An 18,563-nucleotide genomic window follows, 5' to 3' on the forward strand; every position below is an offset into this window, starting at 1 on the left:
TACTTTCCGGCAGTGCTTGTAATCTGCACATTATGTATACTAGGAGGATAAGTTATGAAGTTAACTTTTTTAGGAGCTGCACATGAGGTTACAGGAAGTTGTTTTTATTTAGAAGCTTGTGGAAAACATATTTTAATTGACTGTGGTATGGAGCAGGGAAAAGATGTTTATGAAAATGAGGAACTTCCCATATCAGCAGCAGAAGTGGAAGCTGTTTTATTAACCCATGCTCACATTGATCATTCAGGTAATTTGCCGCAGCTTTATGCAAAAGGGTTTCGGGGAGAGATACATGCTACAGGAGCAACTTGTGAATTGTGTGAAATAATGCTTAAAGATAGTACCCACATTCAATTATTTGAGACAGAGTGGAAGAACCGAAAAAGAAAACGTACCGGAGAGGAACCAATCATACCCTCCTATACGATGGAAGATACTTATAATACCATAAAATTATTTGCACCCCATCATTATGGTGAAAGAATAAAACTATTTGAAGGTATTGAATTCCGCTTTGTGGATGTAGGACATTTGCTCGGCTCTGCAAGTATTGAAGTTTGGATAACAGAAGAGGGCGTCACTAAAAAAATTGTATTTTCCGGTGATATTGGCAATATAAATCAGCCTTTAATTAATGATCCAAGTTATATAAAAGAAGCGGACTATGTCGTTATGGAATCCACTTATGGTGACCGAAATCATGAGGAACGGCCTAATTATATAAAAGAATTAACTGAAATTATTCAAACTACTTTTGACCGGGGAGGGAATTTAGTTATTCCTTCATTTGCGGTTGGAAGAACACAGGTGCTGCTATATTATATAAGACAGATTAAAGCGGAACATTTAATTAAAGGACATGATAATTTTAAAGTATATGTGGATAGTCCTTTAGCAAATGATGCGACCCAGATATTCAATGAAAATATGTATGGATATTTTGATAAGGAAGCTATGGCTCTTGTCCGCCATGGTATCAAACCAATATCCTTCCCTGGATTAAGAACCTCTATTACCAGTGATGATTCCAAAGCAATTAACTTTGATGAAGAACCTAAAGTTATTATATCTGCAAGTGGTATGTGTGAGGCAGGCAGAATCCGCCATCATTTAAAACATAATTTGTGGAGAGAAGAAAGCACAGTTTTGTTTGTAGGTTATCAGGCTAACGGTACTTTAGGAAGGACTATACTGGATGGAGCAACGGAAGTAAAACTATTTGGAGAAACTGTGCAGATAAATGCCCAGATCCGTAAGCTATCCGGTGTAAGCGGTCACGCAGACCGGGAAGGTTTGTTAAAATGGATAAGAAGTTATGAAAAGAAACCGGAGAAAGTATTTGTAGTTCATGGAGAAAGTGATGTAACAGATTTATTTACCAACACTTTGAGAGAGGAACTGGATCTGAATGCAGATGCTCCTTATAGTGGTGCCATCTTTGATTTAAAGAACAATTTATGGATAGAAGAAGGAAAAATGGTAGAAGTTCAAGCTAAGCCAAAACAAAAGAAAGGTTTTACTGTTTTTGAACGATTAGTTAATGCGGGAAGAAGACTGATGGTTGTCATACAGCATAATGAAGGCGGTGCCAATAAAGATTTAGCCAAATTCACCAGTCAAATTGAAGCATTATGTGATAAATGGGATAGATAATAAAAATAGGCGAAGCTTTTTCGCATAAAATTATGGAGGACATAAAGATGAAACTAGTTATTATTGAGCCGCTTGGAGTGGATAAAGAAAAATTATTATCTTTGGCAACAGAAGCCTTAGGAGATAAAATAGAAGTAGTTTATTATGATACCAAGGTGACAGATACGGAAACTTTAATTGAAAGAGGAAAAGATGCGGACATAATTGCTGTATCCAATCTTCCCTTAAATGGAGAAGTTATTAATGGATGCAAGAATTTAAAATTATTATCCGTTGCATTTACCGGTGTTGATCATATAGCAATGGACACCTGCAAACAGAATGGAGTTATGGTATGTAACTGCGCAGGATATTCTACAGCTGCAGTAGCAGACTTGGTATTCGGAATGATTATTGCCCTTTATCGTAATATCATTCCATGTAATAAAGTAACCAGAGAAGAAGGCACCAAAGACGGCCTTATTGGTTTCGAACTGGAAGGAAAGAAATTTGGTGTAGTTGGTACCGGTACCATCGGTATGAGAGTAGCTAACATTGCCAAGGCATTTGGATGTGAAGTATATGCTTATAGCAGAACCAAAAAAGAAGTATCGGGAATTACTTATACAGATTTAAACACGCTGCTATCAACCTGTGATATTGTATCCATTCACACTCCGTTAAATGAATCTACAAAAGGGTTAATTCATGCAGAAAATATTGCCTTAATGAAGGAGAACGCCATCCTGATTAATACGGCAAGAGGGCCAATTGTAGACAGCAATGCACTTGCGGATGCTTTGAATTCAGGTAAAATCGCAGGAGCGGGAATCGATGTATTCGAAAAAGAGCCTCCAATTGGAAAAGACCATCCTTTATTCCAGACTCCAAATACAGTAGTAGCTCCCCATATAGGATTTGCTACGAAGGAAGCCCTTGTAAAGAGAGCGGTTATAGTATTTGATAACATTGTAAAATGGATGGAAAATAAACCTCAAAATGTAATGTAAATAAAGTCATCCGGAACCTTTAAATCGCAGGTACTTATTAGACTGAAACTAAATAAAAAATTAAGAAAATGTCATTCTGAGCCTTGAAGGCGGAAAAACTCATTTGAACGGTGAGTTCTTCTAGCTAAACTGCTGTCAGAATGGCATTTTTGTAAACATCTTCTTTTCAACGATGTTTACCAACACCAAAATCATAAATTTCATTGGTAACTTCTTTAATTCTAACATCTTCAATTTCATTTCCAAGAAAGTACTCCACTGCATATTTTGCCTGTGCAACTAGCATTTCTAAACCATTAACTGCCTTCATTCCCAAGGCTTCTGCCTGAAGAAGCAGCTTTGTCTTTAAGGGATTGTAGATTAAGTCAAGAACTGCCTTACAATTTGTAAATTTACTTAAGTCAATGGGAGATTCGTTTACATTAGGGTACATACCGACAGGAGTGGCATTAACGACAACCTGCCCATCAAAATGTTTTTCATAACATTCTGCAAAAGTTATGGTATTTTCACGGAGAGTTCTGCCAGCCAGAATGATTTCTTTTGCTTTTAGGAATTTTAAAACAGCAACCACCGCTTTGGAAGCGCCGCCATTTCCTAATACAAGCACTTTTTTGTTCTTAATTTCAACTCCATTATTTTGTATCACATATAGGAAACCGGAAAAGTCCGTATTGTGTCCTATTAGTTTGCCGTTGGTATTTACAATAGTATTAACAGCACCAATCTGTTTTGCGTTATTGTCCATTTCATCTAAATAAGGAAGCACTTTTTCTTTATAAGGTATGGTTACATTGATTGCTTTGAACTCTCTTTTCTCCATAAATAATGGGAATTCTTCTTTTGTTAAAGGCGTTAAGTCGTATTTATAATCTGCCAGTTTTTCATGGATAATTTTTGAATAACTATGTCCCAATTTTTCTCCGATTAATCCGTATTCCATAATTCCCTCCTAAAAATACATCAAGCATAAATTTTCATTACTAACTAGAATAATATAATTCAGTGAGTTTTACAAGCCTTATGTTGTCAAAGAATTTTGAAGAGCGCTATTATATTGTCTATGATTTTTCTGCTTTGGGTTTAAAAGGTAATTTAAACAGACTTTTTTTCTCACATTTTTTTAGAATATTTTCTTTAGGTGGACATATATTGTTCTAAGGAGGGGAGATGAGATGAATAAAAAAGACGAGCTGTTAAAAATCTTTTCCTTAAAGCTTAGAACCATACTCTCGAAGGTGGAATTTGATTACGATAAGCTGCAGGAAATCAGACTTCGAGTAAATGGACCCTTGATTGTAATCTATGATAATAAGGAATATTTTATTACCGCTGAGTCCCAGATGGTAGAAAACGATAAAAATGCTTGTATTATCTTGAAAAATGAAATCCGGGAAACAATGGAATATATCAGTAATTTTTCTTTGTATGCTTTTGAAGAAGAAATCAGACAAGGTTTTATAACTATTACTGGGGGACATAGAGTAGGAATCGTTGGCAAGGCTGTATTGGATGACAATAAAATTAAGAGTATAAAGCATATATCCTTTATTAATATACGGTTATCCCATCAGATAAAAGGCTGCGGTGATAAAGTTCTGCCCTATCTCATAGATGAATATAATAACTGTTACCATACTTTAATTATTTCGCCGCCCCGCTGCGGGAAAACCACTCTTTTACGGGATGTAATCCGTCAATTATCTAACGGTAACGGAAAGAGACCGGGAATGACAGTGGGAGTAGTGGATGAAAGGTCTGAAATAGGTGCCTGCTATATGGGAATTCCCCAGAATGACTTAGGAATTCGGACAGATGTATTGGATTGTTGTCCCAAAGCAAAAGGTATGCTCATGTTAATAAGGTCTATGTCTCCAAGGGTGATTGCCGTTGATGAAGTGGGTTCCGGTGAAGATATTGATGCTATAGAGTATGTAATGAATTGCGGATGCAAATTAATTGCCACGGTTCATGGTAATTCCATAGAAGATATAAAAAGTAAGCCGATACTTGGAAAATTAGTGGAGGAAAAGCTTTTTGAAAGATATATTTTATTAAGCAATGCAAAAGGTGTGGGACATTTAGAAGATGTCTATGATGCAGAGGGAAATAAAATTAGTGATAGGTGCTAATGTATCGAAAGAGAGATTAGGTTCACTTTGATTTATAAGCGTGCTAAATCACGCAGATGGGAGTTGTCATGGGATTTTTAAAAATAATAGGTTGCATATTAATCATCACATCTTCAACCGGAATGGGTTGGTATTTTAGCGGTGAATTAAAAAACAGAATCAGTGATTTGAAAGAACTAAAAAAGCTTCTATTCCTCTTGCGGGGTGATATACGATATGCTAATACACCATTGCCTGAAGCAGTACAAGCCTTATCGAATCGTCATAGCGGTAAGTTTAAGCAGTTCTTAACGGTTATTGCAAATCGGCTTTTTGAATTGGGTGGAGTGTCCTTTTGTGATATATGGAAGGAAGCAGTAGAAAAAGAGCTGGAAAACACTTCCCTAAGTAAAAAAGATTTGACTGGCCTTAGTCAATTTGGTGAAAACCTTGGCTATTTAGACAAGGATATGCAGATAAATACCTTGGATCTGTACATATCACAATTAGAAGAAGAGATTAATGATTTATCCCAAACTGTAAAGCAAAAATCTTATTTATATAATTCCTTAGGCATTATGGGAGGAATCTTTATCATCATAGTGATGTTATGATTGATGATAATTGAGAAAAAGGCATACGCAAGGAGGATGACATGAATATCAACCTGATATTTAGGATTGCGGCAGTAGGTATTTTGGTTTCCGTACTTAATCAGATACTAAAGCAATCCGGTAGAGACGAGCAGGCATATTTGGTAAATCTGGCAGGATTACTTTTAGTATTGTTTTGGATTGTGCCATACATATTTGATTTGTTTGAAATAATCAAAAGATTATTTGCATTATAAAGAGAGATTTGTGCTATATAAAGTCTCAGTCTTTGAAAGGAGCAAGGTTATAGATGATAAAAATAGCCCTGATTGGATTGGTTGCGGTATTATTGGCCATACAGTTTAAGAGCAGCAGAGCAGAATTCTCCACCTATATCAGCATAGTAGGCTGCATCCTGATTTTCTTACTGGGTGTAAATAGATTAGAGATTATTATCAATGCAATTAAGAAAATTCAATCCTATATCAGTTTAAATCAAGCCTATATTACCATATTACTTAAAATCATCGGTATCACCTATGTAGCAGAAATATCGTCCAATATATGCAAAGACTGTGGATATACGGCAGTAGCCAATCAAATTGAATTGGTAGGAAAGTTAACTATATTAGCTACTGGTATGCCTATATTATTAGCTTTATTAGATACCATTAATAACTTCCTCAAAGCTTAAGTCTGAAGGAGGACAAAAGACATGGCAGAATGGGACAAGAGAAATAGCAAAAGGAAGGTACTGGTATTTCTGATACTGATTATTTTATTTCTTCTTTTAGTAGAAAAAGAGGTATTTGCCAGTGATGTGACAGCAAAGAATAAGACAGGCTCAGACAGTGCGGAAACCACCAATGATACGGGATTATCCAGCGGAATAAACGTTGCTGATGATATGGATATCAATTATCAGGAAGTGCAGCAGGTCATTGATGAAATACTTAGTGGCAATGAGAAGATTAATTTTGAAGAATATGTTTCTAATCTGGTATCGGGGAAAACAGAATTTTCTCTTAAACAAATCAGTATAGATATAAAGGATGGTATTATAAATGAGTTAAAAGGAAATATCGGTACTTTAACAAGCCTGCTATCTGTTGCGATTATTGCCGCTGTTTTTACGAATTTTTCTCATGCTTTTCAGAACAGTCAAGTTGCAGAAACCGGGTTTTATGTAGCCTACTTGCTGCTATTTAGTGTATTGACCGCCTCCTTTATTTCGGCAGCAAACTTAGCAGCAGCCACGATTTCAAAGGTACTTAATTTTATGACGGTCCTGGTTCCAACTTATTTTATAACCGTGGCCTTTACTTCAAGCGCAAGTACTTCCATGGTGTACTATCAGGCGACGTTATTTCTAATTACTTTTGCAGATGCATTATTAATCAAAGTTATAATACCATCTATTAACATATATTTAATTACTTCCATGGCCAATAATTTATCCAAAGAAGATTTATTATCTAAACTATCCGAATTAATGGCAGTGATTATAAAATGGGTATTACGAACTTTACTTGCAGTTGTATTAGGTTTTAATGCAGTACAGGGGCTAATATTACCGGTGGCGGATAATTTAAAAAAGTCCGTATTTATGAGAGCAGCGGGAGCGATACCGGGAGTGGGAGACATTCTTGGAGGAGTAACGGAAAGTATTTTAGGAGCAGGCATACTTTTAAAGAATTCGGTGGGAATTGTTGGTGTAATTATTATAATTATCGTTTGCGCAGTACCTATATTTAAGCTGGCAGCAACCACGCTTATTTATAAAGTAAGCTGTGCGGCTGTCCAGCCAATTTCGGACAAGCGGATGCTTAATTGCATAAATTCCTCAGCAGAAGCCTCGGCATTACTGCTTGAAACGGTCTTTGTAGGCGCTGTTTTATTCTTATTAACCATTGCCATGGTTGCGGCAAGTACTACATAGGAAGTTATAGTACAATAATCTAAAGTGCTGACCCAAATTAGCGGTGTCCGGCAGAATGGAGATTCTTGTGAATGAAGTTTATAGCTGGGTAAAAAATATTATTATATTCTTGGTACTTTCAACCATTATTAATAACTTACTTGGAAAAAGCACATATAAAAAATATATTAACCTTATAACGGGAATTATTTTAGTTATTCTTGTAATATCACCACTATTTAAAGTTTTTGAACTGGATAAATCCTTGGAATATTATATGTCAACTAATTTTTTTATAGCGGAATCAGAAAATATTAATCAGATATTGTTGGATTCAGAGCAGGAGCAAAAAGACAGGATTTTAGCAGAATATAAGGAGAGAATCAATGAACAAATTGCTTCATTAATTAAAAACCAGGATTTATATGTTGTTAATTTAAATATAACTATAGATGAAGAACCAGAAAGTATTTCCTTTGGTTCATTAAAAACCATTGATTTAACGGCAGGTTTTAAAAAACAAAAAGCAAAAGAAAATCTTTCAAAAATGGAACCTATTGAGATCGATAAAATTAAGATTGGAAATGAGGAGGAAGACCGCAGGACAAAAGAAAGGGATCACTTATCTCCTGAAGAAATTAATGTAAAAAACCTGTTGTCGGACTTCTATAATATGAAACCTGATAATATAAATATTAGTATACAGGAATAATAAATTTCTGTGGTACTAAAGTAGGAGAAGTCATGGATAAGGTAAAAAATAAAGAAAGTGATCATGAGAAGGATATTGGAAAAGATAATGGTAAAAGATTAGCAGGAAAGAAGTTTATCATCAAACCAGTTAATTTGGTAATGCTCCTAATAGCCGGTGTGCTGCTTCTGCTCACATCATTTCCGAATTTATTTTCGTCAAAAAATCTCCAGAACGAAAAAAGTACAGCAGAAAAGATTAACCAAACAGAAACAGTAAAAAGTTCTTCAGATATTAAGAAGGAAGATGAAACAGAAGTCTATTCCGAAGATTTGGAAAAAAAACTAAAAAAATTTCTATCTAATGTTGCCGGTATCGGTAATGTAGAAGTCATGGTAACCTTAAAAGGTTCTAAAGAAAGGATTGTTCTTAAAGATAATCCATTTACACAAGAAAGCATGAATGAAGTTGACGGGGAGGGCGGAAATAGAGTAAGTAGTAGTGTAAGAAATGAAGAAAGCACAGTTATGGTAGGCAGTGGAAGCGGGGAAAACCTTCCATATGTGGTTCAGGAATTAGAGCCGGAGGTAGAAGGAATAGCAGTAATTGCCGAAGGTGGTGATAAGCCTGAAATTATTGCTGAAATTATTGAAGCTGTACAGGTATTATTTAATGTTCCCGCACATAAAGTTAAAGTAATGAAAATGAATTAAAGAATATTAAAGGAGGCAAGTATGAAGAATATATTCAAGAAAAACCAAATAATCATAGTAGCTCTTGCGGTTATGATTATCATTGCAGGGTATCTAAATTATTCCGGAAAGAACGATAAAAATAAGACGAATACCGCAAATATTGGAAATGGCGAAGTATTAGATTATGATGAACATGCAGAAACGAAGGGTGATAATATTCTGAATGGAGATATGGTTGAGTTAGAAGGGGATGTTTCTTCTGATTTACTTGATCCTACGGCAGAAGGTAAAGATGCGGAAGTAAAAGATACCACCCAGGTAGATACACAAAACGCTGAAGTAGCAGATGCTGACGACAAGGATGCAGAAGAGGTTGCAACTTTTGACGTAAGTGATACCGGCGAAATCGTTTCTAATGAGGGTCAGGAAAAGAGTACGGAACCCGGTGAAGCTGTTTTAGTAAACACAACCATTGCTCCTAATTATTTTGTATCCAACAGACTGGAAAGAGAGCAAATACGTTCCAAGAGCAAGACTACTTATACAGACATTATAAATAATGCCAATCTTTCAGCTGATGTAAGAGATAATGCTGCCAACATGTTGTTAAAACTAACAGCTAATGCAGAGCGAGAAGACGCTACGGAATCTTTATTGGAGGCAAAAGGCTTTGCAGATGCATTAGTTACAATTTCAGAAGAAGGAAAAGTAGATGTTGTTATTAATGCTGCCAGTATTTCAGATCAGGAAACCGCACAAATTGAAGACATCGTAAAGAGAGAAACTAATGCGGAGTCTAAGAATATTGTGATTGCACCGGTAGTTATAGAAGAATAATCCAGCAATACATAATCCACGGAAGGTCTGTTACAAAACAAAGTGTTTTGAAATACACTTTTATTTGTGACAGCCTTTTTCCTCTTAAGAAGCTGTAAAGTGTATTAAGAATATAGACTCTTAGGGGGCATGTTTCGTTCTTATACAAAAATGTGAATAAAATGGTTTGCAAAAAGGTTCAATTCTGATATAATACCTAATAAGAACTATTTTTGAACACAATGAATCCAGAAATGTGTAAGGACTTAGGAGGTAATGACTGTGAATAAGGAACAGGAGAATAGAAATACTTATCAAATACATGCAAGTAGTAAAGTGGGAGAGGTTCAGATAGCAGATGAAGTCGTTGCTACAATTGCCGGCATGGCCGCTACGGAAGTAGAAGGTGTTGCCTCCATGGCAAGCAACATTACCAATGAGCTTGTTAGTAAATTAGGAATGAGGAACCTTTCAAAAGGGGTTAAAATTGATGTGAATTCAAATGCAGTCTCTGTTGATTTAGTCCTGACCTTAGAATATGGTTATAACATTCCCAATACATCAAAGCAAGTTCAAGAAAAAGTAAAATCAGCTATCGAAAGTATGACTGGGCTAAACGTTTCCAATGTTAACATTCGAATTACAGGTGTTAATATTGATAAGAAAAAGTAAGCATTATAAAATCAATAATGTCTAATCCTATACAACCCTTAGATAATTACTATTTAAGGGTTGTTTATGCGTTAATTCTGCACTTTTATGCATAAGATAGAATATAGTATATAAAAATATAGGTGGTTGAAAGAAAATATATCTGAAGAAAGGCTGCCGCGAAATGATTCTTTCAACCTGTTTTTTGTGGCGGTATCGCATTTACAGCATATATTTTATGCAGGGTATGTGATATGCAATAGGTATAATTATGAGCAGAAGAGAAATAAGAGAACACTTATTTAGAATGTTATTTAGAAGAGATTTTCACGACGAAGCAGAATTGAATGAACAAATTGATTTCTATTTTGAATCATTGGAAGCACCAAAAGAAGAAGAACTTTCCTATCTAAAGGAAAGATTTAACAAGATCATAGAAAAAATTCCGGATATCGACGTAATTTTAGCAGATGCCTCTAGTGGCTGGAGACTAAACCGTCTTGGAAAAGTAGACTTAACCATTATGAGACTGGCTGCCTATGAGATTGAATATGATGATGAAATTCCCAATAAGGTAGCAATTAACGAGGCCGTAGAGATTGCTAAAATATTTGGCGGGGAGTCTTCCGGATCTTTTGTGAACGGAGTTTTGGCTAAACTGATAAAATAGGGTTTTGCTATATAGATTCAATTAGTTGAACTGAAATGTAAAAACCATGTAAATTTAAGAGGAGGTGTGGTATGAATAATGTATATTCTGTAACACAGGTTAATTTATATATAAAAAACATGTTCATTCGGGATTACACCTTAAGTAATATATATGTAAAAGGCGAAGTGTCAAACTGTAAGTATCACACTTCAGGACATATATATTTTACATTAAAAGATGGACAAGGACAGATGGCTTGTGTTATGTTTGCAGGCCAGCGAAGCGGTCTGAAGTTTCAAATGAAAGAAGGACAAAGTGTAATAGCACTGGGCAGTATCAGTGTATATGAACGGGATGGTAAATATCAATTATATGCAAAAGAAATTATTCTGGATGGTTCTGGTTATCTATATGAAAAGTATGAGCAGTTAAAGAAGAGTTTAGAGCAGGAAGGACTCTTTGACAGCAGTCATAAAAAACCAATACCTTCTTTTGCTAAAAAAGTAGGTATCATAACCGCAAGAACCGGTGCAGCATTGCAGGATATAATTAATATTTCAAGCAGGAGAAATCCCTATGTGCAGTTGATTTTATATCCGGCACAGGTACAAGGGGAAGGTGCGGCAGCTACCATTGTAAAAGGTATTAAAACCTTGGACAAGTTAGGGGCTGATATCATTATTGTGGGCCGTGGAGGCGGGTCTATAGAAGACCTGTGGGCATTTAATGAAGAAATAGTAGCCCGGGCAATTTATCAATGTAATACACCAATCATATCGGCAGTTGGTCATGAAACCGATACAACAATTGCCGATTTTGTATCGGATCTTAGGGCTCCCACCCCGTCAGCTGCAGCAGAATTAGCTGTATATGATATTAAAAACTACAATGCAGATATAGAAACACTTAATAAGACCCTGAATTATCAGATGCAAAAGAAGATCATCGCTTTTAGAAATCAAGTAAAACAACTTTCAATGAAGTTGGTATACTCCAGTCCTATTTATCAGGTAAGACAGAAGCGGCAAAACCTTATGGATATGGAACAAAAGCTGGGTAATTTAATGGAAATGATTGTTACAAAGAAAAGGCATCAATTGGAAATTTGTGCAGAAAAGTTAGAAGGTTTATCTCCTTTAAAGAAATTAACTAAAGGATATTCCTTGGTTGTAAATAGTAACAATGAAGTCATGAATCGTCTGGAGAAAGCAAAAGTAGGGGAAATGCTGCAAATCAGTGTGACAGACGGTGATGTAATGGCAAGAGTAGAAGAATTAATTAAGAAGGAGAGAGGTAATGAAAACCCAGGACATGCAAAATAAAACATTAGAAGCATCCTTTGAAGAACTACAGGAAATCATTAAAAAGCTTGAAAATGAAGAAATTAGTTTGGAAGATTCCTTTAAGCTTTATACAGATGGTATAGAACTATTGAAATATTGCAATAATTCAATTGACAAGGTTGAAAAGCAATTAATTATATTAGGGGAGAATAAAGACTCAAATGAACTTTAATGAAGAACAAGCCAAGCGAATTGAATATATAGAGACAGTTATTAAAAAATATCTTCCTAAAGAAGAAGGTTTTCAAAAAACTGTATTTGAAGCCATGAATTACAGTGTATTAGGCGGCGGCAAGAGAATCCGTCCTATGCTTATGTTAGAAACTTACCGCTTATTTGGCGGAACAGATCAAAGCTACATAGAACCTTTTATGGCGGCAATTGAGATGATTCATTCCTATTCTTTGGTGCATGATGATTTGCCTGCAATGGATAATGATGAATATCGAAGAGGCAGAAAGACTACCCACATCGTATATGGAGAGGCAATGGGAATCTTGGCGGGAGATGGGTTGTTGAATTATGCCTTTGAAACAGCCTGTAAAGCATTTGCAGTTAAAAATGCCGAAAGCGATGCAATTGTTTTATACGAAAGAATTAGAAAAGCAGCGAAATCCATGGAAATATTGGGACAAAAAGCCGGAGTGTATGGAATGATAGGCGGACAAGTTGTAGATATTGAAGGAATACAACATGAGGATTCCCCTTTGGATAAGTTAAATTATGTGTACAAATTGAAAACCAGTGCATTAATTGAAGCCTCCATGGTGATAGGAGCCATATTAGCCGGCGCAAATGACAAAGAGGCAGCTATTGTAGAAGATATGGCAGCTAATATCGGACTGGCATTCCAAATACAGGACGATATATTAGATGTTACCTCTACAGTAGAAGTTCTTGGAAAACCGGTTCATAGTGATGAACGGAATGAAAAGATTACCTACGTTACGCTTTTGGGAGTAGAAAAAGCAAAAGAGCAGGTAGAAGAATTAAGTCAAAAAGGATTAGCAGGATTTGAATCCCTTAAGAGAGAGAATGAATATCTTAAAGAGTTGATAAATATATTAATTACGCGGAAGAAATAATCATCGATGGAGCCGTCATGGAGGCGGAGAAACGTATGGGGTACTTGAATATTAGAATGAAGGTGTAGTTATGTTTCAAATTTTAAATGATATCAATCAGGCAAATGATATAAAAAAAGTGAGTCAGGTTGATTATAAGCAATTAGCTGGGGAAATCAGGCGTTTTCTTGTTAAAAATATTAGTAAGACTGGAGGCCATCTCGCCTCTAATTTGGGTGCTGTGGAATTGACCATGGCCTTACATCTGTTTATGAACTTTCCAGAAGATAAATTAGTTTGGGATGTGGGACATCAATCTTATACTCATAAACTGCTAACGGGTAGAAAAAATGAATTTTCCACTCTAAGAGCTTATGATGGTTTAAGTGGATTTCCAAAAAGAAGAGAAAGTGAATGTGATGCATTTGATACCGGTCACAGTTCCACCTCCATATCAGCCGCCCTTGGCATGGTAAAAGCAAGAGATTTGACCGGTCAGGATTAAAAAGTAGCTGCCGTTATCGGAGATGGTGCGTTATCCGGTGGTATGGCTTATGAGGCATTAAATAATGCGGCAAGAATACAGTCTAATTTTATGATCGTATTAAATGATAATGAAATGTCTATCTCTGAAAATGTGGGAGGTATGGCAAACTATTTAGGAAAAATCCGTACGAACTCCCAATATCATAATTTTAAAAAGAGTCTGGAACAGTCTTTGAATTCCATTCCAGGTGGTGTGGGAGATAAGATTATGGATAAATTGAGAAGATCCAAAGATTCCATGAAACGATTGGTAATCTCAGGTATGCTTTTTGAGGATATGGGAATCACCTATATCGGACCTATTGACGGACATGATATTAATCAATTATTAATGGCTTTCCAAAGTGCTGCAAGAGTGAAAGAAGCAGTATTGGTTCACGTGGTTACCAAAAAAGGTAAAGGATACAAATTAGCGGAAGAAAACCCTAGTAAGTATCATGGCGTAGAAGCTTTTAATATAAAGACAGGAAATGGTGTATCCAACAAAAAAGGTAAGAGCTATACGGAAGTATTTTCTGAAACCATGTTGGAACTGGGAGAAAAGGATGAAAAAATCGTTGCCATTACCGCAGCAATGCCTAGTGGAACTGGTTTAAGTAATTTTTCCAAGAACTATCCTGAACGGTTCTTTGATGTGGGGATAGCAGAAGAGCATGCGGTGACCTTTGCTGCCGGACTGGCAGTTGGGGGAATGAAACCCGTGGTTGCTATTTATTCCTCCTTCCTTCAAAGAGCATATGACCAAATCATACATGATGTCTGCATTAACAGCCTTCCCGTTATTTTTGCCATCGATCGAAGTGGTTTGGTAGGAAGTGATGGAGAAACCCATCAGGGAATGTTTGATATTACTTATTTGTCTCATTTGCCATCTATGACCTTAATGGCACCTAAGAATGGTAATGAGCTTCATGACATGCTGCTTTATGCAAGTGAATATGAGGAAGGACCTGTTGCTATCAGGTACCCCCGTGGCAGGGCTTATGAAGAATTAGGAGAATTTCGTGCTCCTATTGAATATGGTAAAAGTGAAATTCTATATGAAGCACCTCAGGGAATTGTCTTATTAGCTGTGGGAAGTATGGTGGAAACAGCGGTACGTGTGAAGGAGCTGTTGGTTGCTGATGGAAAAGAAGTAACTCTTGTTAATATGCGGTTTATTTCTCCAATGGATGAAGAACTGCTTCATAGATTGGCTGTTACACATGAAAACTGGGTAACCTTGGAGGAAAATATAAGATCAGGGGGATTTGGGGAGAAAGTGTCAGGATTTCTCGTAGAACATAATTATCAAAACATTACCCAACTGATTATCTCCTTACCGGATGAATTTATTGAACAAGGTGATGTATCTATATTAAAGGAAAAGAATGGTTTAGGTGAAGTCACTGTGTTTAAGAAAATTTTAGAGATTATGGAGTAAGCCTAAATATAAAGAATGCATATGGGTGTAAAAATGAAAGAACGTTTAGATGTACTGTTAGTAAAAAGAAATTTAGTAGAATCAAGAGAAAAGGCAAAAGCCATCATTATGTCGGGAAATGTTTTTGTGGAAGAACAAAGAGAAGATAAAGCAGGAAGTATGTTTCCTGACACAGTAAACATTGAATTAAAGGGCGTAACAGCAAAGTATGTCAGCCGCGGAGGCTTTAAGCTGGAGAAAGCCATAGATCATTACGGTGTTAATCTGGAAGGAAAGATCTGCATGGATGTTGGGTCTTCCACAGGCGGTTTCACTGATTGTATGCTGCAAAATGGTGCAGTAAAAGTTTATGCAGTAGATGTGGGTACTAATCAATTGGTTTGGAAGCTTCGACAGGATCCAAGGGTGGTTTCCATGGAAAAAACCAATATCCGGTATTTAGAACCGGAACAAATTAATGATGTGATTGATTTTATATCCATTGATGTTGCGTTTATATCATTGACCAAAGTATTAATACCCGTAAGAGAGCTTTTAAAAGACGGTGGAGAAGTAGTTTGCTTAATTAAGCCACAATTCGAAGCTGGAAGAGAAAAAGTAGGAAAAAAAGGTGTTGTTCGGGAGCAAAGCGTTCATATAGAAGTTATTGAAAAAATAATTGCATATGCGGTAAGCATTGGATTTCGAATTTTGAATCTGGATTATTCACCTATCAAAGGACCAGAAGGTAATATTGAATATTTACTGCACATAAAGAAAAGTACTCTTGTTTTGGAAGAAGAAGGTAGGGATGAGCTGTCATTAGAAGAATGCACTTCATATGTTGATAATGTAAATTTATTAGATTTGCAGAAGAGTATACGAAATGTTGTCACCTTATCCCATGAAACATTAAACTTGTAAAAGAGTGTGATTTATGTTAGAATATCAAGGTGAAGCTGAATTGGAATTAATTGATAATTATCAGCTGAATTTTTTATTTAAATTAAAAATACTATGTATATTTAAACAAATTGATGTAAAATAGTAGGAGTCCTAAATGGATAAATTTTGTGTTATAACCAATCGCGATAAAGATGAGGATTTAGTCATTACCAAGAAGATTGTGGAGTACATGAAAAAGAATAAGAAAGAATGTGTTCTGCTGAATGGCCGGCCCTCTATTAATTCAGATTATTTTTTTACCGATACGACAGACGTTTCAAAAGACACAGAATGTGCTATTGTACTGGGAGGGGATGGTACAATCATCCAAGCGGCCCATGATTTATTAGGAAGAAACATACCAATCTTAGGTATTAATCTTGGTACTCTTGGATTTTTAGCAGAAATTGAAGTCAATAATATATACAATGCACTGGACTGCTTGTTTGAAAATAAATACAATGTGGAAAATAGAATGATGATAGGTGGTAGAATCTATAGCAATAATAAAGAAATGTATACCGGCTTAACTCTTAACGACATTGTTGTAACCAGAAGCGGTTTTTCAAGAATTATAAGTGTTAGTATATATGTTAATGGGGAATATGTAGATCGATATCGGGGAGATGGGATTATTGTATCTACACCAACCGGATCCACCGGATATAGTCTTTCCTCCGGAGGCCCTGTTGTAAAACCGATTTCTAAGGTGATTATCATTACACCTATTTGCCCTCATTCTTTATATGCAAGAAGCATAGTAGTATCTGCTGAGGATCACATTACTATTAAAATAGATAAAAGCAAAAAAACCCAAGAAGAAGAGGCAATCGCGACCTTTGACGGAAGGCAGGCAATTTTGCTTCATGCAGAAGATGTTATTGATATATGCAAAGCAGAAGAAGAGACTAAACTGGTAAAAATTAATAATACTAGTTTTTTTGAGATTTTAAGAACAAAAATTGGACAAGGTGGGGAATTGGTATGAAATTAGGAAGGCAGAGTAAGATTATTGAACTGGTTAATAAGAATGATATAGAAACCCAGGAGGAATTAGCGGATCTATTAACGAAAGCCGGTTATAATGTAACCCAGGCTACCATATCAAGAGACATAAGAGAATTAAAACTGACCAAGGTAGCAGGAGATGATGGAAGACAGAAATATATTATATTAAAGAACAATGAAGCTGGTTTAAGCGATAAATTCATCCGTGTATTAAAGGATGGCTTTATTTCCATGGACATGGCTATGAATATCATTGTGATTAAGACCGTTTCCGGTATGGCTATGGCAGTGGCGGCTTCCTTAGATGCATTGCATATTCAGGGAATATTAGGCTGTATCGCAGGTGATGATACCGTTATGTGCATTGTTAAGACAAACGAAGAGACTATTTCCGTAATGGAAAAATTAAATAAATATATTAATACGAAAAGTATTTAACCCATCAGGCAAGGGCCCTTGCCTGTTTCAGCAGGAGTTCAAGTTCCGGGTGAAATGCTACGTAGTGGCAATGAGGTTATGAACAAGTAGCGTAAGCGGATAAACTTGCCTGCAGGCAAGTGGAATATTTGCTTTGACGCATTCTTATAAAGTGGAAGGAGAATCACCATGTCAGGACATTCAAAATTTGCAAACATAAAACATAAAAAAGAAAAGAACGATGCTTCAAAAGGTAAAATATTTACCAAGTTAGGAAGAGAAATTGCCGTAGCAGTAAAAGAAGGTGGTGCAGATCCTGCATCTAACGGTAAATTAAAAGATATAATCGCTAAGGCAAAATCAAATAACATGCCTAACGATACCATTGAAAGAAGTATCAAAAAGGCAGCAGGCGATGCTAACGCAGATAATTACGAGCGTGTAACATATGAGGGTTATGGTCCTAACGGTTCAGCCATTATCGTAGAATGCTTAACTGATAATAAGAACAGAACCGCATCCAACGTTAGAAATGCATTTACAAAAGGCAATGGCAACGTAGGTACACCGGGATGTGTATCCTTTATGTTTGATAGAAAAGGACAAATCCTTATTGATAAAGAAGAGTGGGAAAAAGACGCGGATGAATTAATGATGCTTGCTCTTGATGCAGGTGCAGAAGATTTCAGTGAAGAGGAAGACAGTTATGAAATCATAACGGATCCCGATGCCTTTAGTGAAGTTCGTGAAAAGCTTGAGGAAGCAGGAATTCCAATGGCTCAGGCAGAAGTAACCATGCTTCCTCAAACCTTTGTGGAACTTACAGATGCTACGGATATTAAGATGATGAATCGTACTTTAGATTTATTAGATGAAGACGATGATGTCCAGGAAGTGTACCACAACTGGAATATGCCGGAAGAAGATGAAGAATAGTAGAACTACTAAACCTCTGTACACCGTCGCTGACGGAATTGTATAGAGGTTTTTTGTAATTACTTCCTTTTTACTTTATAAAGATGTGAGCAGCCTGACAAGTTTCCAACACATACTTTTATTTGAACAAAAC

At 36.1% G+C, this 18,563-nt stretch carries 20 protein-coding genes and 1 pseudogene; 20 read left to right on the forward strand and 1 reads right to left on the reverse strand.

Going from position 1 to position 18,563, the window contains the following annotated elements; all coding sequences use genetic code 11:
* The first annotated feature begins 54 nt into the window (after window positions 1–54).
* Window positions 55–1,653, forward strand: a complete 1,599-nt coding sequence (locus RT261_RS18140; RefSeq protein ID WP_313134516.1) for an MBL fold metallo-hydrolase — start codon at window positions 55–57, stop codon at window positions 1,651–1,653.
* A gap of 47 nt (window positions 1,654–1,700) precedes the next feature.
* Entirely contained in the window at window positions 1,701–2,642 is a 942-nt protein-coding gene (locus RT261_RS18145) for a 2-hydroxyacid dehydrogenase (protein ID WP_313134517.1), read from the forward strand.
* A gap of 166 nt (window positions 2,643–2,808) precedes the next feature.
* Here the strand turns inward: RT261_RS18145 and RT261_RS18150 are convergent, their stop codons facing one another.
* Window positions 2,809–3,585 carry a shikimate dehydrogenase family protein gene (locus RT261_RS18150; protein ID WP_313134518.1) on the reverse strand — a complete coding sequence of 259 codons (777 nt, stop codon included), beginning with the start codon at window positions 3,583–3,585 and terminating at the stop codon, window positions 2,809–2,811.
* A 232-nt stretch (window positions 3,586–3,817) separates the two neighbouring features.
* On the opposite strand from RT261_RS18150, the gene spoIIIAA reads away from it, so the two are divergent.
* The 18 genes and pseudogenes from spoIIIAA (at window position 3,818) to RT261_RS18240 (ending at window position 18,430) form a co-directional block, all read left to right on the forward strand.
* Window positions 3,818–4,774 carry a stage III sporulation protein AA gene (spoIIIAA, locus tag RT261_RS18155; RefSeq protein ID WP_313134519.1) on the forward strand — a complete coding sequence of 319 codons (957 nt, stop codon included), beginning with the start codon at window positions 3,818–3,820 and terminating at the stop codon, window positions 4,772–4,774.
* 68 nt (window positions 4,775–4,842) lie between these two features.
* Window positions 4,843–5,367: a stage III sporulation protein AB gene (locus tag RT261_RS18160; RefSeq protein ID WP_313134520.1), complete on the forward strand. Its 525-nt coding sequence runs from the start codon at window positions 4,843–4,845 to the stop codon at window positions 5,365–5,367.
* Window positions 5,368–5,408: 41 nt separating this feature from the next.
* Entirely contained in the window at window positions 5,409–5,603 is a 195-nt protein-coding gene (spoIIIAC, locus tag RT261_RS18165) for a stage III sporulation protein AC (RefSeq protein ID WP_313134521.1), read from the forward strand.
* A 53-nt stretch (window positions 5,604–5,656) separates the two neighbouring features.
* Complete coding sequence (locus RT261_RS18170) at window positions 5,657–6,040, forward strand: SpoIIIAC/SpoIIIAD family protein (RefSeq protein WP_313134522.1); 384 nt, start codon at window positions 5,657–5,659, stop codon at window positions 6,038–6,040.
* A gap of 21 nt (window positions 6,041–6,061) precedes the next feature.
* Window positions 6,062–7,285, forward strand: a complete 1,224-nt coding sequence (locus RT261_RS18175) for a stage III sporulation protein AE (protein WP_313134523.1) — start codon at window positions 6,062–6,064, stop codon at window positions 7,283–7,285.
* Window positions 7,286–7,352: 67 nt separating this feature from the next.
* The gene (locus tag RT261_RS18180; protein WP_313134525.1) at window positions 7,353–7,976 is read left to right on the forward strand and encodes a stage III sporulation protein AF; all 624 of its coding nucleotides are present in this window, start codon (window positions 7,353–7,355) and stop codon (window positions 7,974–7,976) included.
* A 32-nt stretch (window positions 7,977–8,008) separates the two neighbouring features.
* Window positions 8,009–8,668, forward strand: a complete 660-nt coding sequence (locus RT261_RS18185; protein ID WP_313134526.1) for a hypothetical protein — start codon at window positions 8,009–8,011, stop codon at window positions 8,666–8,668.
* A gap of 21 nt (window positions 8,669–8,689) precedes the next feature.
* On the forward strand, window positions 8,690–9,487 hold the full coding sequence (locus RT261_RS18190; protein ID WP_313134527.1) for a SpoIIIAH-like family protein: 798 nt from the start codon (window positions 8,690–8,692) through the stop codon (window positions 9,485–9,487).
* 255 nt (window positions 9,488–9,742) lie between these two features.
* A complete protein-coding gene (locus RT261_RS18195; RefSeq protein WP_313134528.1) occupies window positions 9,743–10,138 on the forward strand; it encodes an Asp23/Gls24 family envelope stress response protein in 396 nt (131 codons plus the stop codon).
* A 250-nt stretch (window positions 10,139–10,388) separates the two neighbouring features.
* On the forward strand, window positions 10,389–10,787 hold the full coding sequence (nusB, locus tag RT261_RS18200) for a transcription antitermination factor NusB (RefSeq protein WP_313134529.1): 399 nt from the start codon (window positions 10,389–10,391) through the stop codon (window positions 10,785–10,787).
* A gap of 71 nt (window positions 10,788–10,858) precedes the next feature.
* A complete protein-coding gene (xseA, locus tag RT261_RS18205) occupies window positions 10,859–12,091 on the forward strand; it encodes an exodeoxyribonuclease VII large subunit (protein ID WP_313134530.1) in 1,233 nt (410 codons plus the stop codon).
* Entirely contained in the window at window positions 12,066–12,284 is a 219-nt protein-coding gene (gene xseB / locus RT261_RS18210) for an exodeoxyribonuclease VII small subunit (RefSeq protein WP_313134531.1), read from the forward strand. Before xseA ends, xseB begins: the two co-directional genes overlap by 26 nt.
* Window positions 12,274–13,197: a polyprenyl synthetase family protein gene (locus tag RT261_RS18215; RefSeq protein WP_313134532.1), complete on the forward strand. Its 924-nt coding sequence runs from the start codon at window positions 12,274–12,276 to the stop codon at window positions 13,195–13,197. Before xseB ends, RT261_RS18215 begins: the two co-directional genes overlap by 11 nt.
* Before the next feature lie 70 nt (window positions 13,198–13,267).
* Window positions 13,268–15,145, forward strand: a pseudogene (gene dxs / locus RT261_RS18220) (1-deoxy-D-xylulose-5-phosphate synthase).
* Between the two features lie 33 nt (window positions 15,146–15,178).
* Complete coding sequence (locus RT261_RS18225; protein WP_313134550.1) at window positions 15,179–16,048, forward strand: TlyA family RNA methyltransferase; 870 nt, start codon at window positions 15,179–15,181, stop codon at window positions 16,046–16,048.
* 136 nt (window positions 16,049–16,184) lie between these two features.
* Window positions 16,185–17,057: an NAD(+)/NADH kinase gene (locus RT261_RS18230; RefSeq protein ID WP_313134533.1), complete on the forward strand. Its 873-nt coding sequence runs from the start codon at window positions 16,185–16,187 to the stop codon at window positions 17,055–17,057.
* Complete coding sequence (gene argR, locus RT261_RS18235; protein ID WP_313134534.1) at window positions 17,054–17,515, forward strand: arginine repressor; 462 nt, start codon at window positions 17,054–17,056, stop codon at window positions 17,513–17,515. The genes RT261_RS18230 and argR overlap by 4 nt, the downstream gene beginning before the upstream one ends.
* Before the next feature lie 168 nt (window positions 17,516–17,683).
* Window positions 17,684–18,430 carry a YebC/PmpR family DNA-binding transcriptional regulator gene (locus RT261_RS18240; protein WP_313134535.1) on the forward strand — a complete coding sequence of 249 codons (747 nt, stop codon included), beginning with the start codon at window positions 17,684–17,686 and terminating at the stop codon, window positions 18,428–18,430.
* Window positions 18,431–18,563 lie beyond the last annotated feature (133 nt).

The sequence above is a fragment of the Anaerocolumna sp. genome (assembly GCF_032079385.1).
In the GTDB taxonomy this organism is placed as follows: Bacteria; Bacillota; Clostridia; order Lachnospirales; family Lachnospiraceae; genus Anaerocolumna.

Coding starts and splice junctions, on each gene's coding strand:
- RT261_RS18140 (WP_313134516.1), top strand. CDS start 55: ATGAAGTTAACTTTTTTAGGAGCTGCACATGAGGTTACAGGAAGTTGT.
- spoIIIAA (WP_313134519.1), top strand. CDS start 3,818: ATGAATAAAAAAGACGAGCTGTTAAAAATCTTTTCCTTAAAGCTTAGA.
- xseA (WP_313134530.1), top strand. CDS start 10,859: ATGAATAATGTATATTCTGTAACACAGGTTAATTTATATATAAAAAAC.
- RT261_RS18190 (WP_313134527.1), top strand. CDS start 8,690: ATGAAGAATATATTCAAGAAAAACCAAATAATCATAGTAGCTCTTGCG.
- RT261_RS18175 (WP_313134523.1), top strand. CDS start 6,062: ATGGCAGAATGGGACAAGAGAAATAGCAAAAGGAAGGTACTGGTATTT.
- RT261_RS18240 (WP_313134535.1), top strand. CDS start 17,684: ATGTCAGGACATTCAAAATTTGCAAACATAAAACATAAAAAAGAAAAG.
- RT261_RS18150 (WP_313134518.1), bottom strand. CDS start 3,585: ATGGAATACGGATTAATCGGAGAAAAATTGGGACATAGTTATTCAAAA.
- RT261_RS18230 (WP_313134533.1), top strand. CDS start 16,185: ATGGATAAATTTTGTGTTATAACCAATCGCGATAAAGATGAGGATTTA.
- RT261_RS18215 (WP_313134532.1), top strand. CDS start 12,274: ATGAACTTTAATGAAGAACAAGCCAAGCGAATTGAATATATAGAGACA.
- RT261_RS18160 (WP_313134520.1), top strand. CDS start 4,843: ATGGGATTTTTAAAAATAATAGGTTGCATATTAATCATCACATCTTCA.
- RT261_RS18195 (WP_313134528.1), top strand. CDS start 9,743: ATGACTGTGAATAAGGAACAGGAGAATAGAAATACTTATCAAATACAT.
- RT261_RS18225 (WP_313134550.1), top strand. CDS start 15,179: ATGAAAGAACGTTTAGATGTACTGTTAGTAAAAAGAAATTTAGTAGAA.
- xseB (WP_313134531.1), top strand. CDS start 12,066: ATGAAAACCCAGGACATGCAAAATAAAACATTAGAAGCATCCTTTGAA.
- RT261_RS18145 (WP_313134517.1), top strand. CDS start 1,701: ATGAAACTAGTTATTATTGAGCCGCTTGGAGTGGATAAAGAAAAATTA.
- spoIIIAC (WP_313134521.1), top strand. CDS start 5,409: ATGAATATCAACCTGATATTTAGGATTGCGGCAGTAGGTATTTTGGTT.
- argR (WP_313134534.1), top strand. CDS start 17,054: ATGAAATTAGGAAGGCAGAGTAAGATTATTGAACTGGTTAATAAGAAT.
- nusB (WP_313134529.1), top strand. CDS start 10,389: ATGAGCAGAAGAGAAATAAGAGAACACTTATTTAGAATGTTATTTAGA.
- RT261_RS18170 (WP_313134522.1), top strand. CDS start 5,657: ATGATAAAAATAGCCCTGATTGGATTGGTTGCGGTATTATTGGCCATA.
- RT261_RS18185 (WP_313134526.1), top strand. CDS start 8,009: ATGGATAAGGTAAAAAATAAAGAAAGTGATCATGAGAAGGATATTGGA.